19 protein-coding genes and 2 riboswitches are annotated in these 19728 nt (G+C 44.3%); of the genes, 1 reads left to right on the top strand and 18 read right to left on the bottom strand.

From position 1 onward, the window contains the following. Positions 1-26: 26 nt before the first annotated feature. The 18 genes from AS888_RS12145 to AS888_RS12060 all read right to left on the bottom strand — a co-directional run bounded on the left by AS888_RS12145 (position 27) and on the right by AS888_RS12060 (position 19387). Positions 27-875 carry a DUF72 domain-containing protein gene (locus tag AS888_RS12145; protein WP_061142414.1) on the bottom strand — a complete coding sequence of 283 codons (849 nt, stop codon included), beginning with the start codon at positions 873-875 and terminating at the stop codon, positions 27-29. Between the two features lie 426 nt (positions 876-1301). Next, complete coding sequence (gene sufB, locus AS888_RS12140) at positions 1302-2699, bottom strand: Fe-S cluster assembly protein SufB (protein ID WP_061142413.1); 1398 nt, start codon at positions 2697-2699, stop codon at positions 1302-1304. 56 nt (positions 2700-2755) lie between these two features. Then, positions 2756-3184, bottom strand: a complete 429-nt coding sequence (gene sufU, locus AS888_RS12135) for a Fe-S cluster assembly sulfur transfer protein SufU (protein WP_061142412.1) — start codon at positions 3182-3184, stop codon at positions 2756-2758. Continuing rightward, the gene (locus AS888_RS12130; protein WP_061142411.1) at positions 3174-4403 is read right to left on the bottom strand and encodes a cysteine desulfurase; all 1230 of its coding nucleotides are present in this window, start codon (positions 4401-4403) and stop codon (positions 3174-3176) included. The genes sufU and AS888_RS12130 overlap by 11 nt, the downstream gene beginning before the upstream one ends. Further along, entirely contained in the window at positions 4403-5704 is a 1302-nt protein-coding gene (gene sufD / locus AS888_RS12125; RefSeq protein WP_061142410.1) for a Fe-S cluster assembly protein SufD, read from the bottom strand. The genes AS888_RS12130 and sufD overlap by 1 nt, the downstream gene beginning before the upstream one ends. Positions 5705-5719: 15 nt before the next feature. Beyond that, the gene (sufC, locus tag AS888_RS12120; protein WP_034310141.1) at positions 5720-6505 is read right to left on the bottom strand and encodes a Fe-S cluster assembly ATPase SufC; all 786 of its coding nucleotides are present in this window, start codon (positions 6503-6505) and stop codon (positions 5720-5722) included. A 455-nt stretch (positions 6506-6960) separates the two neighbouring features. After that, entirely contained in the window at positions 6961-7131 is a 171-nt protein-coding gene (locus AS888_RS26435) for a hypothetical protein (protein ID WP_221408603.1), read from the bottom strand. 384 nt (positions 7132-7515) lie between these two features. After that, positions 7516-8343, bottom strand: coding sequence for a MetQ/NlpA family ABC transporter substrate-binding protein (locus tag AS888_RS12110; protein ID WP_061142408.1), 828 nt, complete (start codon positions 8341-8343; stop codon positions 7516-7518). A 15-nt stretch (positions 8344-8358) separates the two neighbouring features. Beyond that, positions 8359-9027 carry a methionine ABC transporter permease gene (locus AS888_RS12105; RefSeq protein ID WP_061142407.1) on the bottom strand — a complete coding sequence of 223 codons (669 nt, stop codon included), beginning with the start codon at positions 9025-9027 and terminating at the stop codon, positions 8359-8361. Then, a complete protein-coding gene (locus AS888_RS12100) occupies positions 9020-10054 on the bottom strand; it encodes a methionine ABC transporter ATP-binding protein (RefSeq protein WP_061142406.1) in 1035 nt (344 codons plus the stop codon). Before AS888_RS12100 ends, AS888_RS12105 begins: the two co-directional genes overlap by 8 nt. A 168-nt stretch (positions 10055-10222) precedes the next feature. Continuing rightward, positions 10223-10337: riboswitch (SAM riboswitch) on the bottom strand. 118 nt (positions 10338-10455) lie between these two features. Next, entirely contained in the window at positions 10456-11766 is a 1311-nt protein-coding gene (locus AS888_RS12095; protein ID WP_185113080.1) for an O-acetylhomoserine aminocarboxypropyltransferase/cysteine synthase family protein, read from the bottom strand. A 110-nt stretch (positions 11767-11876) separates the two neighbouring features. Next, positions 11877-11980, bottom strand: a riboswitch (SAM riboswitch). 165 nt (positions 11981-12145) lie between these two features. Further along, entirely contained in the window at positions 12146-12454 is a 309-nt protein-coding gene (locus tag AS888_RS12090; RefSeq protein WP_061142516.1) for a thioredoxin family protein, read from the bottom strand. An 18-nt stretch (positions 12455-12472) separates the two neighbouring features. Beyond that, complete coding sequence (locus AS888_RS12085) at positions 12473-12823, bottom strand: toprim domain-containing protein (RefSeq protein WP_061142405.1); 351 nt, start codon at positions 12821-12823, stop codon at positions 12473-12475. Between the two features lie 92 nt (positions 12824-12915). Then, a complete protein-coding gene (gene gcvH / locus AS888_RS12080; RefSeq protein WP_061142404.1) occupies positions 12916-13299 on the bottom strand; it encodes a glycine cleavage system protein GcvH in 384 nt (127 codons plus the stop codon). Between the two features lie 95 nt (positions 13300-13394). Then, positions 13395-13751, bottom strand: a complete 357-nt coding sequence (locus AS888_RS12075; RefSeq protein WP_061142515.1) for an arsenate reductase family protein — start codon at positions 13749-13751, stop codon at positions 13395-13397. A 127-nt stretch (positions 13752-13878) separates the two neighbouring features. Continuing rightward, positions 13879-15666, bottom strand: a complete 1788-nt coding sequence (locus AS888_RS12070) for an acyl-CoA dehydrogenase family protein (RefSeq protein WP_061142403.1) — start codon at positions 15664-15666, stop codon at positions 13879-13881. 72 nt (positions 15667-15738) lie between these two features. Then, complete coding sequence (locus AS888_RS12065) at positions 15739-16917, bottom strand: acetyl-CoA C-acetyltransferase (RefSeq protein ID WP_061142402.1); 1179 nt, start codon at positions 16915-16917, stop codon at positions 15739-15741. A gap of 79 nt (positions 16918-16996) precedes the next feature. Continuing rightward, complete coding sequence (locus tag AS888_RS12060) at positions 16997-19387, bottom strand: 3-hydroxyacyl-CoA dehydrogenase/enoyl-CoA hydratase family protein (protein WP_061142514.1); 2391 nt, start codon at positions 19385-19387, stop codon at positions 16997-16999. Positions 19388-19590: 203 nt separating this feature from the next. Between AS888_RS12060 and AS888_RS25065 the strand changes: the two genes are divergently transcribed. Beyond that, entirely contained in the window at positions 19591-19722 is a 132-nt protein-coding gene (locus AS888_RS25065) for a YuzL family protein (RefSeq protein ID WP_081092425.1), read from the top strand. Positions 19723-19728: the final 6 nt, after the last annotated feature.

Below are 19728 nucleotides of genomic sequence, written 5' to 3'. Positions count from 1 at the left end.
CATCTTCATTAATTATATATCGCCGCTTAAAACAAACCAAGCTGCTTAGGAGCAAGCCCCTCATATTCGATGTCAAGCAGCTCGATCAATTGCTTGGCATTATCGGAGGCGTCTCCGCCTGAGTTATTATTGAAAAGGACATATAAATCCTTGCACTGATCTTCCAACTTCCTGATATTCGCCACCCATTCAGTCAATTCACGATGATTATAACGGTATAAATACCTGACCTCCCGCCAATTGTCCCCCGCATGCTTCTTCTGCCAACCATGCAGGTTTCGGCCATGGAAGCGTATCAAGGTTTTATCGCGATCCGTGGCCTGGAGGACGATAGGAACCGAGCCCTCCCCAGCCTGCGGTTCATCACATATCGTATGAATCCAGCCTTCCTTTTCGAGGAATTCCAAGGTTTGCTGGATCATGCCCGGTCTGTACCAGCTTTGATTCCGGAACTCTATAGCCACTGGCGTGTCGCCCATCTCAAGCTTGCACCACCGTAAATAATCGACATTCTCCCGCTTACAGTCAAACCATGGTGGAAATTGAAACAGGACCATCGCGAGCTTACCTGCCGTATCATAAGCCTCAAGGGAATCACGAAAGGCTTTGAACATATCCTTTTTACTTTCAAATGGAATTTCCCCGCGCTGATGTCCTGTCATCCCCTGATAAGCTTTAACGACAAATTGAAAGGAGGCAGGCGTCTCGGCTACCCACTTTTCACTGTTCCGCTTTGGCTGAACCGCATAAAACGAAGCATCCACCTCCACAACAGGAAAATGGGCCCCGTACTCCTTCAGTTTATCACGCTGGGACACACCGCCCTCATACAAACGATCATGATCGCCCCAGCCAGTCACACCCACATAAATCATCTGTACCATCCCTTCCCTTTACACAGGCTTCGCTTACTATATTTTTACCCTGAGAAGGCGCATTTAATCTTGGTGTAACGCCAACCTCATCCCACTTAAAAAAGAAAGAACCTGCCAGTCTCCCCGGCAGGCTTTCGTATGAATGGATATGCTCTATCGCCTTACAGGCATCCGATCATTCTCCGTTGGAGCCTTCCATTTCGAACTTGATCGATTGAAGCTGACAACCTTTTAAGTCCTTATTTTTTAGTCTAATGATAATACTCTTTTCAAATCGCATCAAGTTTTATGAATCAAGGTCCGGATTGCACCATTCCATCAAAAATCATAACAAATAAAAAGGAGACGAACTATAAAGTCCGTCTCCTCACTAAAGGTAATCTGAACCGCCACAAAATAGCACGTTTCAAGATCGTTGTATTTAATTTACCCGATGGAGCCTTCCATTTCGAACTTGATCAGACGGTTCATTTCAACCGCATATTCCATTGGAAGTTCTTTTGTAAATGGCTCGATGAAGCCCATTACGATCATTTCCGTTGCTTCTTGCTCAGAGATTCCGCGGCTCATCAGGTAGAACAATTGCTCTTCCGATACTTTGGATACCTTCGCTTCATGCTCAAGGGAGATGTTATCGTTCAGGATTTCATTGTAAGGGATTGTATCAGATGTAGACTGATTATCCATGATGAGCGTATCACATTCAATATTCGAACGAGCTCCGTCCGCTTTACGTCCGAAGTGGACAATACCACGGTAGGTTACTTTTCCGCCTTGTTTGGATATTGATTTGGAAACGATCGTTGATGATGTATTAGGCGCAAGATGCGTCATTTTTGCTCCTGCATCTTGGTGCTGCCCTTTACCAGCGATGGCAATCGATAATGTCATTCCGCGAGCGCCTTCACCTTTTAGGATGACAGCAGGGTATTTCATTGTCAATTTGGAGCCAATGTTGCCATCGATCCATTCCATTGTAGCATTGGCATCACATACCGCACGTTTCGTAACCAGGTTGAACACATTGTTTGCCCAGTTTTGAATCGTTGTGTAACGGCAGTAAGCATCTTTTTTAATGACGATTTCAACGACCGCACTGTGAAGGGAGTTCGTCGTATAGACAGGTGCTGTACAACCTTCCACATAGTGAACGGATGCGCCTTCATCCACGATGATCAGTGTACGTTCGAATTGACCCATGTTTTCAGAGTTAATCCGGAAGTACGCTTGAAGCGGAGTATCCACTTTAACGCCTTTTGGTACATAGATGAAAGATCCGCCAGACCAAACAGCCGAGTTCAATGCCGCGAACTTATTGTCAGTCGGAGGAATCGTTTTGCCGAAATGTTCACGGAAGATATCTTCGTTTTCACGAAGTGCTGAATCGGTATCTTTAAATACGATACCCATATCCTCCAATTCCACTTTCATGCTGTGGTAAACCACTTCGGATTCATATTGGGCGGATACCCCTGCAAGATATTTCTGTTCCGCTTCAGGGATTCCCAATTTATCAAAAGTCTGCTTGATTTCATCAGGAACTTCATCCCATGATTTTTCTGATTTCTCTGATGGCTTCACATAGTATGTGATCTCATCAAAGTTCAGGCTATTCAAATCTCCGCCCCACTGAGGCATAGGCATGTTATAGAAGTGCTTCAATGATTTCAAGCGGAAATCAAGCATCCATTGCGGTTCATCCTTCATTCGCGAGATTTCTTTCACGATATCTTCTGTAAGACCACGCTTTGAACGGAAGATGGAAATATCTTTATCCGCAAAGCCATATTTATAATCGCCAATATCAGGCATTTTCTTTGCCATAGCTCGTATTCCTCCATTTCAAATGGCTGAATTACAACAGCTCATTTTCCAATTAATTATTCCTTCAATCCCTTTTCCATGGCCTTCCAAGCTAAAGTGGCACACTTGATTCTGGCAGGGAATTTAGAAACACCCTGAAGGGCTTCAATGTCCCCAAGGTCTATCTCATCATCGTATTCTTTTCCTTGTATCATTAAAGAAAAAGTGTCGGACATGGCCAAAGCCGTATCTATATCTTTGCCCTTAATGGCTTGTGTCATCATGGAAGCTGAACTCATGGATATGGAACAGCCGTCACCGTCGAATTTAACATCGCTGACTTTTCCATCTTCGATCTTCATCGTTAAACGGATCCGATCGCCGCAAGTTGGATTGTTCATATCGATTGTCATGCTTCCATCTTCAAGCATACCCTTATTACGTGGTTTCTTATAGTGATCCATGATGACCTGACGGTAAAGTGTATCTAAGTTTTCAAAAGACATTGCTGAAATACTCCTTCGTTTTAACAAGCCCGGATACAAGCTTATCAATATCTTCTTCCGTGTTATAGAGATAGAAGCTAGCCCTTGCTGTCGATGACACGTCGAGCCATTTCATTAATGGCTGTGCACAATGATGACCGGCCCGGACAGCTATTCCATCTGCATCAAGAACGGTGGCGACGTCATGTGGATGTACGTCAGCAATATTGAAGGTCACTACCCCCGCACGCTTTTCTGCATCCTTTGGACCGTAAATGGTCAAGCCTTCAACTGCAGACATTTTCTCGATCGCATATGCCGCCAGCTTGTGTTCATGACGTTCTATATGATCCAAGCCGATTTCTTCCAAGAAATCGATGGCAGCCCCGAGACCGATGGCACCGGCAATGATAGGAGTACCGCCTTCGAATTTCCACGGGAGTTCTTTCCATGTAGACTCATGAAGCCCTACAAAATCGATCATCTCTCCGCCGAATTCGACCGGCTCCATTTTTTCAAGAAGATCTTTTTTACCATATAATACGCCGATGCCCGTCGGTCCGACCATTTTATGGCCTGAGAAGGCGAAGAAATCACAATCCAAATCGCGGACATCCACTTTTAAGTGAGGTGTGCTTTGTGCCCCGTCGACGACCATGATTGCACCGTGTTCATGGGCAATTTTCGCGATTTCCTTCACAGGGTTGATCACGCCAAGTACATTCGAAACCTGCATGATGGAAACGATTTTCGTTGCATCGGTAATTGTGGCCCTTGCATCATCAATGGAAATCGTACCATCCTCTTGAAGCGGAAGGTACTTCAGTACGGCACCTTTTTCTTTTGCAAGCTGCTGCCACGGGATGATATTACTATGATGCTCCATGTAAGAGATGACGATTTCGTCACCCTCCCTTACATTGGCTCCACCGTAACTTCTTGCTACCGTATTTAAAGAAGTCGTCGTACCTCTCGTGAAGATGATTTCTTCAGTAGAAGAAGCGTTAATGAATTTACGCACCTTTTCACGTGCACCTTCATACGCATCCGTAGCTTTTGTTCCTAGTGTATGCACTCCGCGGTGAACATTCGAGTTGTAGCCGCGGTAATATTGCTCAATCGCTTCAATCACTGCAGCCGGTTTTTGAGAGGTTGCAGCACTATCCAAATAAACTAATGGCTGACCGTTGACTTCTTGATCTAATATTGGAAAAAGCTTACGAATTTCGTATGGGTTCATTACTGTACTTTCCTTTCAATGACCGCGACTAATTGCTTTTTAACTCCCTCAATTGGAAGCTGGTTGACAACAGGGGCCAAGAATCCGTGAATGACAAGCCGTTCGGCTTCTTTCTTCGTAATCCCACGGCTCATTAGATAATACAGTTGAAGCGGATCAACACGGCCGACAGAAGCGGCGTGACCAGCCGTTACGTCATCCTCATCAATCAATAGGATCGGATTGGCATCGCCACGTGCTTTATCACTCAGCATAAGCACGCGTGATTCTTGTTCGGCATTGGCTTTAGTAGCACCATACTCTATTTTCCCGATTCCATTGAAGATCGTGGAGGCACTGTCCTTCACAACACCATGCTTAAGGATATGTCCCTCGGAACGCTTGCCATAATGGATGATGGCAGTCGTGAAGTTTTGCTTTTGCTCCCCGCGGCCGACTACAACGGATTTAGTATCCCCATGTGAGCCATCGCCCATCAGGTACGTTATATTATCCGATATCGTATTACCGTCATTCATGAGACCAAGGGCAAATTCGATATGAGCATCACGTGCTGCCACACCACGGCGGTTAACATAGGTCGTAAAGCCCTTTGATAACGTATCGACCGCTCCGTATTCCACCTTCGCATTTGCATTGGCAAATACTTCGGTTACGATATTGGCGATTCCTTCATTAGATTCAACAGTCGAGAAATAGTTCTCTACATATGTCACCGAGCTATTATCTTCCGCTACGATCAATACATGGTTGAAAAGTGTAGCATCCGGATCATCCAGCAGGAATACCGATTGGATCGGTTCCTTGATTTCCACATTTTTCGGAACATAAAGGAATGCTCCCCCATTGACTAATGCAGCATGCAGCGCCGTTAGACGATGCTCATCTACTTTGACGCCGTCCTTCATGAAATATTTTTGCACGAGGTCAGAATGATCACGAGCCGCCGTGAAAATATCCGTGAAAATGACGCCTTGTTCCTTCACGCTGGCAGATAGGTTGATATGTGCCGGCGTGTTGTTGCGTTGAATGTATAAGTTTCCATTTTCTTCAATGATGGACTTGATTTCTTCCGGAAGCTCTTCCAAAGAAGCAAAAGCTTCACTTTGAACCGCATGAGTCTTGAAGGAAGTAAAGTTCCATTTGTCGATTTTCGTTTTATCCGGCTTTGGCATCGGCAGCTTTTCCAATTCCGAAAAAGCTTGAATCCGAAGCTCCGAAAGCCAGGCTGGCTCATTATTTTTAGCTGAATAAGAGCTGATATCCTCTTGTTCAAACGGTAATTTCGTTTCTGTAGTCATTGCAAATCCTCCTACTTACGCTTCTTCGCCAACAGTTTCGTCTTCGATGCCCAATTCTTGTTTAATCCAATCATAACCTTCCGCTTCCAAGCGGGCAGCTAGCTCTGGACCACCTGATTTCACGACGCGTCCTTGCATCATGACATGGACAAAATCAGGAGTGATGTAATTTAATAGACGTTGGTAATGAGTGATGATCAAGCAGCCAAAGTCTTCCCCACGCATTTCGTTGATCCCTTTTGAAACGACTTTAAGTGCATCGATATCAAGCCCTGAGTCAATCTCATCCAAAATGGCGATTTTAGGCTGAATCATCATTAATTGAAGAATTTCATTGCGTTTTTTCTCTCCGCCGGAGAATCCTTCGTTTAAATAACGTTGAGCCATATCTTCATCCATTTCAAGGAATTCCATTTTTTGATCCATTTGACGGATGAATTTCATCAATGAAATTTCGTCGCCTTCTTCACGGCGAGCGTTGATGGAAGAACGTAAGAAGTCAGCATTGGTAACCCCGCTGATTTCACTTGGATATTGCATGGCAAGGAATAGCCCGACACGAGCACGCTCGTCGACTTCCATTTCCAAAACATCTTCACCATCAAATGTGATGCTTCCGCTTGTTACTTCATATTTTGGGTGACCCATGATTGCTGATGATAAAGTGGATTTACCAGTTCCGTTAGGTCCCATGATTGCATGGATTTCCCCACCCTTAACTTCAAGGTTTACCCCTTTTAAAATCTCTTTGCCCTCAATTGATACGTGAAGATCTTTAACCGTTAATGTAGAAGCTGACATAATAATACCTCCGTGAACTAATTCCTATTTTATTACCAGAAAGTAAAATTTACTTTCTCAACTATAATTATCGTAAAAAACATTCTCACTTTATTCTCATTCCAATTTTATAACAAATCCAATTTGGAATCAACTAATATAGAGAGGGTTTCCACTTCTTGCATGGTGAAAACCTGTCCTATTGACAGGATACTAACAGTTATAGCCCATTTCCAGCAAAATAAGACTTATTTTATCCTTTGTTAAAATTATCTTATTATTCGGGAAATCTTCGTCCTTACTAATATATGAACGGAAGGTTACGATTGTAAGGCATGATCGCTCCGCTTCGAAAAAGAAAAAAATCGGGCTGTCAGGCATTATGTAAGTTACCAAATAAGGAATACCCTTATTTTCTGGACCACTTACCATTTTACCTCTACAGACCGATCTTTTAAAGAGTTCTTTTTATATGCTTAGCCGTGAATTTTGCGTTGTAGGTCCAGGACCATTTTGTTGCACTTTTCATGTTCCCTATCTCGTTCTTTCTCAACCTCGATACGGAGGTCTAAGTTTCTACTGTACTCACTGTAGCCAATCCCATGTGAAGACTGCATCGCCTTTTCCATTTCGCTTGTTACATTCAAATCTAGAGTATTGATAGTGAACCATCCTTTCAAATTTGTGAATCAATTTATTGCCTTCATTATTCCTTTACCCTTCACTTTCATCATTAAACATGAAAAGTAAATAGTTTTGGAGGAGTTGTACATCAAATTCGATGCAAAAACCAAACTCACGAATAAATGGTCCTAATTCACGAATAAAACGGCTAAATTCACGAGTAAAAGCCCGAAACTCACGAATAAATTCAACAATTATACGAAGAACCCGGTCAGAATTGAAGAGTAAAAGCACGAAATTGACGAGAAACGGCCTCAAATTCGATGCAAAGTCTAAATTCGCGAGTAAAACTTTGCCTAATCAAAAAAGGTTCCGGAATGAAATCATTCGGGAACCTTTTTGTTGAATTATTTATCCGCTGGTACAACTGCACCTTTGTATTCTTTAAGGATGAAATCTTTAATTTCTTTGGAATGCAATACTTCCACTAACGTCTTGATCGCTTTTTTATTTTCATCGCCTTTGTTTACAGCAATGACATTCACATATGGTGATTCGGAATCTTCAATCGCAATCGAATCCTTCAATGGATTCAAGCCTGCATCGATTGCATAGTTGGAGTTGATCAAAACCGCATCGCCTTCGCCGCTTTCATAGATTTTCGGAAGTAATGCCGCTTCGTATTCAGCATCGAATTTAAGGTTTTTCTTATTTTCGATGATATCTTTCGTTGTAGCTGTCGTTTTATCAACGCCCTCTTTCAACTTGATGAGGCCATTCTTTTCCAACATGGATAAAGCACGCCCATGGTCAGCGACGGAGCTGCTTAAAATGATCGTTGCTCCTTCAGGAAGTTTATCGATGCTTTTGTATTTTTGTGAATATAAACCGATAGGCTCGATATGAATACCGCCCGCATTGACGAAATCATAGCCATTTTCTTTAATTGCCGACTCTAAGAAAGGTAAGTGCTGAAAATAGTTCGCATCCAATTCTTTATCGTTCAGCGCCTTATTCGGTAAAACATAGTCCTGGAATGTTTTGATTTCCAAGTCGATGCCTTTTTCTTTAAGGATCGGTTTGGCTTTTTCAAGGATTTCGGCATGCGGAATATTGGATGCCCCTACGACCAATTTCTCGGTCTCGCTGCCGCTTTTTTTATCCTTATCACTTCCGCAAGCTGCCAAAGCAATCGATAACACTAAGATTAACGCAAATCCTAAAAATTTCTTCATCCTCTTCATCTCCCTTTATCTTTTGTCCAATTTGGATGTAATCACATCTCCGATAATTTGAATTACGAAGACGATAATTAGAATAACGATTGTCGCTACGAGCGTAACGTCATTTTGACTTCTTTGGTAGCCTTCCAAATAGGCCAGGTTACCAAGCCCGCCTGCACCGATGACCCCAGCCATTGCGGTATAGCCGACTAATGCAATCGATGTTACCGTGATCCCTGAAACGAGGGCGGGCATCGACTCTGGAAGAAGGACCTTCCAGATGATGGTGCTCGTTTTGGCCCCCATCGATTTAGCGGCTTCGATCACACCTTTATCGATTTCACGGAGACCGATTTCCACCATCCGTGCATAAAACGGGGCTGCTCCGATAATGAGTGCCGGCAGTGCCGCATTCTCGCCAATCATGGAACCGACTAGCGCTTTGGTGAAAGGAATGAGCAGTACGATCAAAATAATGAATGGAATCGAACGGAAAATATTAACGAGAGCACTGATGATCCCGTTAGCGGCCCGGTTTTGCCACATATTGCCCTTCCCTGTCAAGAACAGGACCAACCCCAATAGTATCCCGATAAAGAAGGTTGCCACTACAGAGATGCTTGTCATATACAGTGTTTCTTTTGTTGCCTCAATCATTTTTTCCCAATCCACATTCGGCAATAATTCTTCAAGCATGAGTGATCACCTCCACGCCTACCTGCTGTGCTTTAACGAATTCGATTGCGCGGAGCATTTCATCCTCTGTGCCATCAAGGTGAATGAACAATGTTCCATATGAGCCGCTTCTTGTTTGGGATATTTTACCTTGAACGATGTTGACATCCAACTCGAAGTTGCGTACGAGCTTGGTTATCAACGGGCTTTCGGCATGGTCACCGACGAAAGTCAACTGAATCACTTTACCTGCAGGATAGCGTTCGAACAAATGGTCCATCGTTTCTTTCGTTTCTTCTGGTTCCGTCACCTGCTGCACGAAACGCTTCGTCATCTCTTCCCGCGGGTCCCTGAACACATCGAGGACTGGACCTTGCTCAACGACCTGCCCGTTTTCCATCACGGCCACACGATGACAGATTTTACGGATTACATGCATTTCATGTGTGATCAAGACGATCGTTAATCCCAGTCGCTGATTGATATCCACGAGCAATTCAAGGATGGAGTCAGTGGTCTGTGGGTCCAAAGCGGAAGTCGCTTCATCACACAATAGAACTTTCGGATCATTGGCAAGGGCCCTTGCGATTCCGACCCTTTGCTTTTGTCCGCCGCTTAGCTGCGAGGGATACGCCTTTTCCCTGCCTTCAAGTCCGACCAGTTTGATCAATTCATTGACTCGCTTCATCCGTTCCGATTTTGAAACCCCTGCAATTTCCAACGGGAAGGAAATATTATCCTGAACGGTTCTGGACCATAATAAATTGAAATGCTGGAATATCATGCTGATTTCCTGGCGGGCCTTACGAAGGTTAGCCCCTTTAATTTTGGAAATTTCCTTATCCGCTACGACAACCGTCCCCTCGCTCGGTGCCTCCAAGCCATTGAGCATTCTTATCAGCGTACTTTTCCCTGCCCCACTGTATCCAATGATGCCGAAAATCTCGCCTTTATTTATGTCAACGTTCACGTTATTTACAGCCTTGATCGTCCCGCCGTTTCCTTTTCCTGTTCGAAACAGCTTACTGACGTTGGTCAATGTAATCATTCATGCTCACCTCTTTTATCCAATAAAACCTATGAACTTAGTTGATTTATCTACATTATCCAGCTTTTAATCTTTTACCAAGCTTGCACATGCTTATGGTTTCCTAAATTTTAAAAATAAAAAAACCTTTCTGCATGAGCAGAAAGGCAGGTAAAAAAGCTGGCCTTCCCCTCATCTTCCAAAGTGTTTACACTTTGTGTGAATTGGCACCTTTCCAAGGAAAAACCTCCTTGTCGGTTGCCGGGCTTCATCGGGCACATCCCTCCACCTCTCTTGATAAGAGCTAATATATAGAATATTTGTACATCATTACGTTCATTAGTATGGAGAAATTCTATCACAGATAAAAAAGGAGTGCAATGTATATTATTTCTAACACAAAAAAGTTTAGGACTACTTTCTTAAATCGATTGGGATGTCACCGAAACGATATCCGTCGCTTTCTGTATTGCCTGCTCCAAATCTTCTATCAAGTCATCTACATTTTCTATTCCGATGGATAGACGGACTTGATCGGCGCTCACTCCGGATTTTGCCAAGCCTGCATCATTCAGCTGTTGATGGGTGGTGCTGGCGGGGTGGATGATTAAACTCTTCGCATCTCCCACATTCGCCACATGTGACCATAACTCCACCGAATTGATGAGCCTGGCCCCTGCTTCACGGTCTCCTTGAATCCCAAAGGTCACCACGGCTCCCGCACCCTTAGGCAGGTATTTATCCGCAAGCGCTTTATCTGGATGATCCTCATTGGCCGGATAGGATACCCATTTCACGGCAGGGTGGTTTTTCAAGTATTGTATGACGGTCTTGGTGTTAGCAAGATGCTCTTTCATCCTTACATGAAGCGTTTCAAGACCAAGCGTAAATTGGAAAGCACTTTGGGCGCTTAACGCAGGTCCTAAATCGCGGAGCAATTGCACCCGGGCTTTGGTAATGAAGGCCGCAGGGCCCACTGCATCGGCATAAACCAAGCCATCGTAGCTTGGGTCAGGCTCCGTGAAACCGGGGAAGTTCGGCGAGTTCCAGTTGAAATTGCCTCCATCCACGATGACACCGCCTAAAGTCGTTCCATTACCCAAAAGCCACTTCGTTGCGGAATGGATGACGATATCCGCTCCAAAATCGATCGGTCTGCAAAGATACGGAGTAGCGAAGGTGTTATCGATGATCAATGGGATGTGGGCTTCGTGTGCGATCTTTGCCACCGCTTCAATATCGAGGACCCGCAAACTTGGATTTCCAATCGTTTCTGCAAATATGGCCTTTGTTCTTGGCGTAATTGCCCTTTTAAAATTCTCAGGATCATCAGGAGAAACGAATTTCACCTTAATTCCGTATTTAGGAAGGGTGTTTTCGAAAAGGTTATATGTTCCCCCATACAAGGTGGAGGCCGAAACGATTTCATCCCCTGCACCGGCAATATTGAGGATTGACAGTGAAATGGCAGCCATTCCGCTTGCAGTGGCCAATCCGCCGATTCCGCCTTCCAATAATGCCATTCTCTCCTCAAAAACGCTGACAGTTGGATTATGGAGACGTGTATATATATATCCCGTTTCCTTTAGACCAAATAAATTGGCTGCATGATCGGTATCTTTGAACAAGTATGCATTGCTTTGATAAATCGGAACGGCACGTGCTCCAGTCTCATCTGCTTGCAGGCCACCATGAACACTCAATGTTTCGAAACGCAATTTTTTATCTGACATACGCCTTCTCCTCTTCCTATATGGATTTCATTGAAAATATAAGCGGCCTTGGGAACGGTTCTTCACTTAAACAAAAAAAACCACTTCCACAAGAAGAGGCTTTCATACACACCTCATCTTCCAGAGTCAACACTCTGCTGGAATTAGCACCGTATATATGTATACCGGTTGCCGGGCTTCGTCGGGCCAGTCCCTCCGCCACTCTTGATAAGAACTATTAAATTTTGACCTTTACATGCAACAGTTTTCCACATTCAAAATATAGCATTTTACCATTATCCAGTCAATCAATTGTTAGAATATTCTTTGTTTTTTTATTCTGCCTCTCTACCTAGTTGCTATAAAGCCAAAAACCCAATCCGGTTTCCGTTTGGGTTTCTCAGCTGATTTCCTTAAGCAATCCATACAGATACGGAACGGATTGAAAGGCATATATCTTTTTGTACAGTTGTCCTTCCTTGAACAGCAATAAACAGGGCACACTTTCGATTTCATATGTTTCGGCCATCCCTTGGACATAGTTCATATTCATTTTGCCTGCCATCATTTCCGGGAATAATTGCAAAGATATCGTCAGCATTTTCGACGCCACCTGACACGTGCCACATAAAGGCGTGTATAAATATAGGCAAAAGGTTTCCCCGCTTTCAATAGCAACCCGGCATTCTTCCTCATTCCATTCCTGCATCACTAAGTCGTTCACCCTTTAACTTAAAAATTTCATTTTAACATTCATGTTGGCAGCCAGAAGTACAGTTGCAATATGATGTTCCGGTGAGCTTTCCACTTCTTTGTACATTTTATGAATGTACAGGTGGTTCGCCTCCGGCATTTCCCTTCGAAATTGCTTGCGCAGTTTTTCTCCCGATTCATCTGCATCAAAAAGGAGATACACATCCCGGTCCATCAATTCCTCCACCAATTCATCCAGTTTAGTGATGGAAATGGTTCCATTCGTACATCTTATTTCCACATCTTCATTTAAAACGGAGGCAACCTTTTTTCTGTCGGAACTGCCCTCTACAATGATCACCTTATCGAAATCGCCGCATTCCATGTCATCACTCCATTTCACGAATTATGTGGACAACCGCCAAGCACGAAAGGAAAAAGAGAGCAGACCCTCTTCAGGGCCCCCTCTCCTTCGTTTTACCCGTTGATCAAGCTTTCATATTCTTCCGCGCTCATAAGTCCTTCAACATCACTGCTGTTCGTTGGTTCAACGACGATCATCCATGCTTTTTCAAAAGGAGATTCATTCACATATTCAGGGTTGTCACTTAACTCATCGTTCACTTCGACAACCTTGCCGCTGATCGGAGCATACAGCTCAGAAACGGTCTTTACCGATTCAACGCTTCCGAATGGCTCGTTGGCTTTAAGCTCGTCTCCAACTTCAGGAAGCTCGACGAAAACGATGTCCCCTAGCTCTGATTGGGCAAAAGCCGTTATCCCGATACGCACAGTACCATCTTCCGTTTTGACCCATTCATGTTCTTTCGTGTAACGAAGTTCTTTTGGTGTTGTTGTCATTATTAATTCCCTCCATATGTATAGCTTATTTTTCTATTACATTATAAGGTAGAAATATTATTTAAGTAAGGAATTAACCAAATTTTTGTATAATTTTAGTTCCATACCTGTTCGAATTGCTCTTCTTTGAAACCTACTGTCACTTTCGTACCATCCGTAACAATCGGCCTTTTCAGAAGCATCCCATCAGTCGCCAATATATCAAGCATTTCGGCTTCGGTAGCTTCCTTAAGCTTATCCTTCAAGCCCAGCTCGCGATATTTTTGTCCGCTAGTATTGAAAAACTTCTTCAACTCCAACCCGCTCGTTTTATACAATTGTTCGATTTCGGTTCGGGAAGGCGGATTTTCCGCTATATGGATCGCTTCATATTGCAGTTCATGATGATCCAGCCACTTCTTCGCATTGCGGCATGTGCCGCATTTTGGGTACCAGTATAATATTAAGCCCATCGTTTCACCACCTATCAATAGAATACCCGTTTTCACCAAGCAATACAACGAAATGCACCGGATTTGAACAAAGGAAATAAAGGGAATGCCCATTGCGGACATTCCCTTCATTGAACCATTTCATTGCTTATAGCGCGTATTTTTCCGTTTCGATTACCTTGACGGACGCTTCACGTTTTTTCGCAATGACATTGATTGGGGTATGTCTTGTCAACTTGCGAAGCGAAGAAAGCATGATGCGTAAAGTATCACCCGTTTCTACGGCAATCAAGGTTTCCTTTGCATGCTGTTCAAGTTCATTGAATGCTTCTTGAACGAAAATTTCAGTGTAAAGCACCTTTTGTTTGTTCTTCTCCAAACCAGTAGCCGCAATCGCTTTTTCCGTACGTAATACGACCGATTCCGCAGCATACGCAAGCGATACGATGTCCGCAATGTTGGAAAGGATTTCTTGCTCTTGATCAAGTTTTTTGCCGAACTTTTGCGCAGCGAGGCCAGCTGCCAAAATACCGATTTTCTTGGCGTTTCTAACAAGCATTTTTTCTTGTGCCAAAGGCTCGTCGCCAGGCTCTTCCGGCATCATCATCATTAATTCTTCCTGCAATCCTTGAGCCTTTTGAAGAAGCGGCAACTCCCCTTTAAGAGCCTTCTTCAGGAATGTCCCCGGAACAAGCAGGCGATTGATTTCATTCGTACCTTCAAAAATCCGGTTAATGCGGGAATCACGATACGCTTTTTCAATTTCGTATTCCTGCATGAAACCATAACCGCCATGTAGCTGTACGCCTTCGTCCGTTACGTAATCCAATACTTCGGAAGCGAAGAATTTATTCAATGAACACTCGATCGCATATTCTGCAACCGCAGCCGCCATTGATTTGCCATCTTTCACTTGTTCGTCCGTCAGCTTGCTTTGCCTTTGTTCGTAAAGACCGACAGTACGGTATACCGAGCTTTCCGCTGCATATATTTTTGCAGCCATCGTTGCAAGCTTCTCCTTAGTCAAATTAAAATCGGAAATTTTCGTTTTGAACTGTTGGCGTTGATTCGTATAAGCTGCTGTAATTTCAAGAGCGCGTTTAGATCCGCCGACAGCACCCACACCTAATTTATAACGGCCGATATTCAAGATATTGAAGGCGATGACGTGTCCTTTACCGGCTACACCCAAAAGATTTTCAACCGGCACCTGAACATCTTCAAGGATTAAAGTACGGGTAGAAGAGCTTTTGATGCCCATTTTCTTCTCTTCCGCACCAGTGGATACACCATTATATTCACGCTCGACAATGAAGGCAGAGAATTGTTCGCCATCGATTTTGGCGTATACAACGAAGACATCTGCAAAGCCTGCATTAGTGATCCATTGTTTTTCTCCATTTAAAATATAGTGTGTGCCTTCGGCATTCAATTTCGCTGTCGTTTTCGCTCCTAGAGCATCAGATCCAGAGCTTGGCTCCGTTAAAGCATAAGCCGCGATTTTCTCACCAGTTGCCAATAAAGGGAGATATTTTTTCTTTTGGTCTTCATTACCGAATAATACGATTGGCAATGAGCCGATCCCTACATGTGCACCATGCGTAATGCCGAAGCCGCCTGAAAGAGCCATTTTTTCCGTTATTAACGCAGAGCTGATTTTATCAAGTCCCAACCCGCTATATTCCTCAGGAACATCAGCACCCAATAAACCAATTTCACCTGCATCTTTCAGTAATTTTACCGAACGGTCGAATTCGTGGTTTTCTATATGTTCAACTTGCGGCAAAATTTCATTCAAAACGAAATCTTCCGTAGTTTTGGCGATCATTTTATGTTCATCTGTATAATCTTCCGGTGTGAATACTTGATCATACGTAATATCTTCTACTAAAAAGGCTCCACCTTTAATGAGGTTTTCTGTTGTTTGATTGGACATATTATTTCCTCCTAAATGAATAATGATCATTGAATCCGCCGGAAGCAGCTGAAGGCTTCCGGGAGGATGGAATTATGCTAATAATTCAAAGACTCCAGCAGCACCCATACCGCCGCCGATACACATTGTCACGACTCCGAATTGCTGGTTTCTCCGCTTCATTTCATGTAAAAGGCTCAATGTCAATTTGGCTCCCGAACAGCCAAGCGGATGTCCTAAGGCAATCGCTCCGCCATTCACATTGACAATCTCTTCATTCAATCCGAGCTCACGAATGATCTGGATCGATTGAGAAGCGAAGGCTTCATTCAATTCAAACAAACCAATATCGGATAGTTCAAGACCTGCTAGTTTCAAAGCTTTCGGAATGGCAGCGATCGGACCGATCCCCATAATCTCTGGCGGTACACCAGCCACTGCAAAGGAACGGAACTTTCCAATCGGCTTCATTCCCAATGAAGATGCCTTCTCCCCATCCATGACCATGACCGCGGCAGCTCCATCACTCGTTTGCGATGAATTCCCTGCCGTGACGGATCCGGTAACGGAGAATGCTGGTCTCAGTTTTTTTAATACGTCCGTCGTCGTTCCTGCACGCACGCCTTCATCTTGTGCAAATGTGAATGACTGTTCCTTCAATTTAAGATCTGGCCCAACCGAGCGAAGGGTTACATCAACCGGTACGATTTCGTCGTTAAATTTCCCTTCGGCAATGGCCTTGGCCGCCCTTTGGTGGCTTCTTACGGCAAAGGCATCTTGATCGTCACGGGAGATGCCATATTTTTTTGCAACAGCCTCAGCCGTGTGGCCCATCCCCATATAATATTCAGGGGCGGTTTCCGCAAGCTGCGCATTCGGACGTGTCACATGTCCCATCATCGGTACAAGGCTCATCGACTCTGCACCGCCGGCAATGACCGTATCGCTTTGGCCGAGCATGATTCTCTCCGCTCCATACGCAATGCTTTGAAGCCCGCTTGAGCAATAACGATTGATGGTTATGGCCGGTACTGTGTAAGGCAATCCTGCCAATGCGCCGATGTTGCGCGCCATGTTCAGTCCTTGTTCCGCCTCGGGCATCGCACAGCCGATAATCAGATCATCAATGTTCCCTTCATAATTCCCTGCACGTTTTAACGTTTCCTTTACAACCAATGCTCCTAGGTCATCTGGACGAACATTAGCAAGAGAACCTTTCTTCGCTCTTCCTACCGGAGTCCTTGCTCCAGCAACTATTACCGCTTCTTTCATGAGGATCCCCCTAACTCATTTTTAAGCTATCAATCCATTAAGCTTCTTTTTTGTTTTCACCATCTATTCCAGCCAAACATCAGTTGCGAAGTGGTTTTCCTTTAACGAGCATGTGCTGCATCCTTGCTTGGGATTTCGGAGTCGATATCAGTTTCAGGAACGCTTGTTTCTCAAGGTTCAAGATATACTGTTCATCCACTTCCGTACCATATGGAAGTTTGCCCCCGGAGAGGACGTATGCAAGCTCTTTCGCTATCACAAGATCATGTTCGGATAAGAATCCGGAAAGGCGCATCGATTCCGCCCCCAATAGAAGTGCGGCATATCCCGTTTCGCCCACGACAGGAATCTTCGTCCGGACTGGAGCGGTATACCCTTGTTCATGCATGGAAAGTACTGCCTGCTTCGCATCATACAGCTGATGGTCCGCATTCACGCTGATTCCATCAGTGGAATTGAGGAAATTATTCCCGCGTGCCTCCTCGGCGGATGTCGAAACTTTTGCCATCGCGACCGTTTCAAAAACTTGGTTGGCGACTTTCTGCAAGTCAAAGTCGACGCCCTTTGGCATATTCTTCAACGTTTTCACGTAAAGCTCCTTCGTTCCGCCACCGCCTGGGATCAACCCGACACCAGCTTCGACAAGGCCCATATAGGTTTCTGTCGTCGCCTGGATGCGTGCAGCAGGAAGCGATACTTCGGCACCGCCGCCAAGAGTCATATTGAACGGAGCCACCACTACAGGAACGGCACTGTACTTAATTTTCAGCATGGCCTTTTGGAATTGGCTGATGACCATATCCAGTTCGAAAATATTGTCATCCTGCGCTTCCATCAGCATCATCGCAATATTGGCACCTACGCAGAAGTTTTTGCCTTGATTTCCGATTACCAAGCCTTTGAAATTCGCTTCCGCTTCATCGACTGCCGCATTGATCATTTGCATGATATCAAGACCGATTGCATTATTCGGAGATGTGAATTCCAGCAGAGCAACCCCATCGCCGATATCGATCAAGCTTGCACCGCTGTTTTTCTTGATGACGCCCTTTTGCTTCTTGATCGCTTTAAGATTGATCACTTTAGGGTTTTCGACAAGCTCTTTATATTCACCATTATCATAGTAATGATTGACGCCATTTTCCTCTTTATAGAATGAAGTGATTCCTTTGGCGAGCATTTCCTTCACCCATTGAGGGACCATGACACCCTCGGATTCCATCCTTGCCACAGATTTCTCTACACCGATGGCATCCCAAGTTTCAAAAGGACCCGTGGACCATCCGAAGCCCCATTTCATCGCTTGATCGATTGCCACGATATCATCGGCGATGTCGCCAAGCAGTTGGGCAGAGTACACAAGCACCGGATTCAGCACGTTCCACAGCAATTGGCCGGTTCGGTCATCACTATAAACAAGCGCTTTCATTTTGTTTGCCAAGCCCTTGGCCTGTTTAGCACTTTCAATGGAAGGCGTTTTTAGTTTCTTTCGTGCTTCATACTCAAGAGTCTCGGGATTCAATTCAAGGATCTCCTTGCCTTTTTTCAAGAAGAAGCCTTGGCCTGACTTGCTTCCAAGCCATCCCTTCTCTAGCATTTCTTTCATGAAAGCAGGAATGCTGAAAACTTCTTTTTCTTCCCCGTCCACTTGGTCATAAACGTTTTTCGCAACATGGGCGAAAGTATCCAAGCCAACTACATCGAGTGTACGGAAAGTCGCGCTAGTGGCCCTTCCGATCAGCGGGCCGGTTACGGAATCGACTTCACCAACACTGTAGCCGCCTTTTTGCATTTCCCGGAGAGTGACCAACAAGCCGTAGGTGCCAATCCGGTTTGCGATGAAGTTTGGTGTATCCTTGGCTTCGACGACCCCTTTTCCGAGTACATCCTCGCCAAATTGTTTCATATATTCAAGCACTTCTGGAGAAGTTGCTTTAGTAGGTATGATTTCCAGCAATTTTAGGTAGCGCGGCGGATTGAAGAAGTGTGTTCCCAGGAAATGCTTTTGGAAATCCTCTGAACGGCCTTCCTTCATCGCCTCGATTGAAATTCCGGATGTATTCGACGAAATAATGCTTCCAGGCTTACGATGCTCATCAACTTGGGCAAAGACACTTTTCTTCACTTCCAGCTTCTCGACGACCACTTCGATGACCCAATCGACATCCTTTAAACGGCTAATATCATCTTCCAGGTTTCCCGCCTCGATCAACGCAAGATTTCCCTTTGCCGATAGCGGTGCCGGCTTTTGTTTTAAAAGCTTAGTAATCGCAGTTTGACTGATGCGGTTACGTACTTGTTTATGTTCTAATGTTAGTCCCTTTTTCTTTTCATCCTCTGTAAGTTCGCGAGGTACAATATCCAATAATAAAGTCGGAATGCCGATGTTAGCAAGGTGTGCAGCAATCCCTGATCCCATAACTCCTGACCCTAGAACAGCAGCCTTTCGTATTTGTCGAACCAAGTTCATATCCCCCTTACGCAATGTATTGAATGAATGCTCATTCATTTTTAATCCAAAAAAATTTTGAATATTTTTTCTTATTACTAATATAGAATATATTTGGAAATTCCGCAATGATTAAACAGGAAAAAAATATTTTTTTATCCATCTTCCTTTGGTTATTTCTTCACTGTTCAGCAGAAAATAATGAGCAGGAGGTGACCTATAAAATGAAACGTAAAAATAATCCTTCCAAAGCGGCTGTTAGTGCAGCAAGCGTAAAAGGCAGTGCCGGCCCTGGCGGCGAACGTCAGCATGGGATCAACAAAGTGAACAGCCAGAACAATCAGTTCAAAAAATAAACGTCC

The sequence above is a fragment of the Peribacillus simplex genome (genome assembly GCF_001542915.1).
GTDB lineage: Bacteria > Bacillota > Bacilli > Bacillales > DSM-1321 > Peribacillus > Peribacillus simplex_B.
Note: the sequence above shows the minus strand (reverse complement) of the source record. Positions and strands in the feature narration are given on the sequence as shown.

Bases quoted from the DNA above. Each gene is read 5' to 3' on its own strand.
- AS888_RS12145 (WP_061142414.1), bottom strand. From the start codon at position 875: ATGATTTATGTGGGTGTGACTGGCTGGGGCGATCATGATCGTTTGTAT.
- sufB (WP_061142413.1), bottom strand. From the start codon at position 2,699: ATGGCAAAGAAAATGCCTGATATTGGCGATTATAAATATGGCTTTGCG.
- sufU (WP_061142412.1), bottom strand. From the start codon at position 3,184: ATGTCTTTTGAAAACTTAGATACACTTTACCGTCAGGTCATCATGGAT.
- AS888_RS12130 (WP_061142411.1), bottom strand. From the start codon at position 4,403: ATGAACCCATACGAAATTCGTAAGCTTTTTCCAATATTAGATCAAGAA.
- sufD (WP_061142410.1), bottom strand. From the start codon at position 5,704: ATGACTACAGAAACGAAATTACCGTTTGAACAAGAGGATATCAGCTCT.
- sufC (WP_034310141.1), bottom strand. From the start codon at position 6,505: ATGTCAGCTTCTACATTAACGGTTAAAGATCTTCACGTATCAATTGAG.
- AS888_RS12110 (WP_061142408.1), bottom strand. From the start codon at position 8,343: ATGAAGAAATTTTTAGGATTTGCGTTAATCTTAGTGTTATCGATTGCT.
- AS888_RS12105 (WP_061142407.1), bottom strand. From the start codon at position 9,027: ATGCTTGAAGAATTATTGCCGAATGTGGATTGGGAAAAAATGATTGAG.
- AS888_RS12100 (WP_061142406.1), bottom strand. From the start codon at position 10,054: ATGATTACATTGACCAACGTCAGTAAGCTGTTTCGAACAGGAAAAGGA.
- AS888_RS12095 (WP_185113080.1), bottom strand. From the start codon at position 11,766: ATGTCAGATAAAAAATTGCGTTTCGAAACATTGAGTGTTCATGGTGGC.
- AS888_RS12090 (WP_061142516.1), bottom strand. From the start codon at position 12,454: ATGCAGGAATGGAATGAGGAAGAATGCCGGGTTGCTATTGAAAGCGGG.
- AS888_RS12085 (WP_061142405.1), bottom strand. From the start codon at position 12,823: ATGGAATGCGGCGATTTCGATAAGGTGATCATTGTAGAGGGCAGTTCC.
- gcvH (WP_061142404.1), bottom strand. From the start codon at position 13,299: ATGACAACAACACCAAAAGAACTTCGTTACACGAAAGAACATGAATGG.
- AS888_RS12075 (WP_061142515.1), bottom strand. From the start codon at position 13,751: ATGGGCTTAATATTATACTGGTACCCAAAATGCGGCACATGCCGCAAT.
- AS888_RS12070 (WP_061142403.1), bottom strand. From the start codon at position 15,666: ATGTCCAATCAAACAACAGAAAACCTCATTAAAGGTGGAGCCTTTTTA.
- AS888_RS12065 (WP_061142402.1), bottom strand. From the start codon at position 16,917: ATGAAAGAAGCGGTAATAGTTGCTGGAGCAAGGACTCCGGTAGGAAGA.
- AS888_RS12060 (WP_061142514.1), bottom strand. From the start codon at position 19,387: ATGAACTTGGTTCGACAAATACGAAAGGCTGCTGTTCTAGGGTCAGGA.
- AS888_RS25065 (WP_081092425.1), top strand. From the start codon at position 19,591: ATGAAACGTAAAAATAATCCTTCCAAAGCGGCTGTTAGTGCAGCAAGC.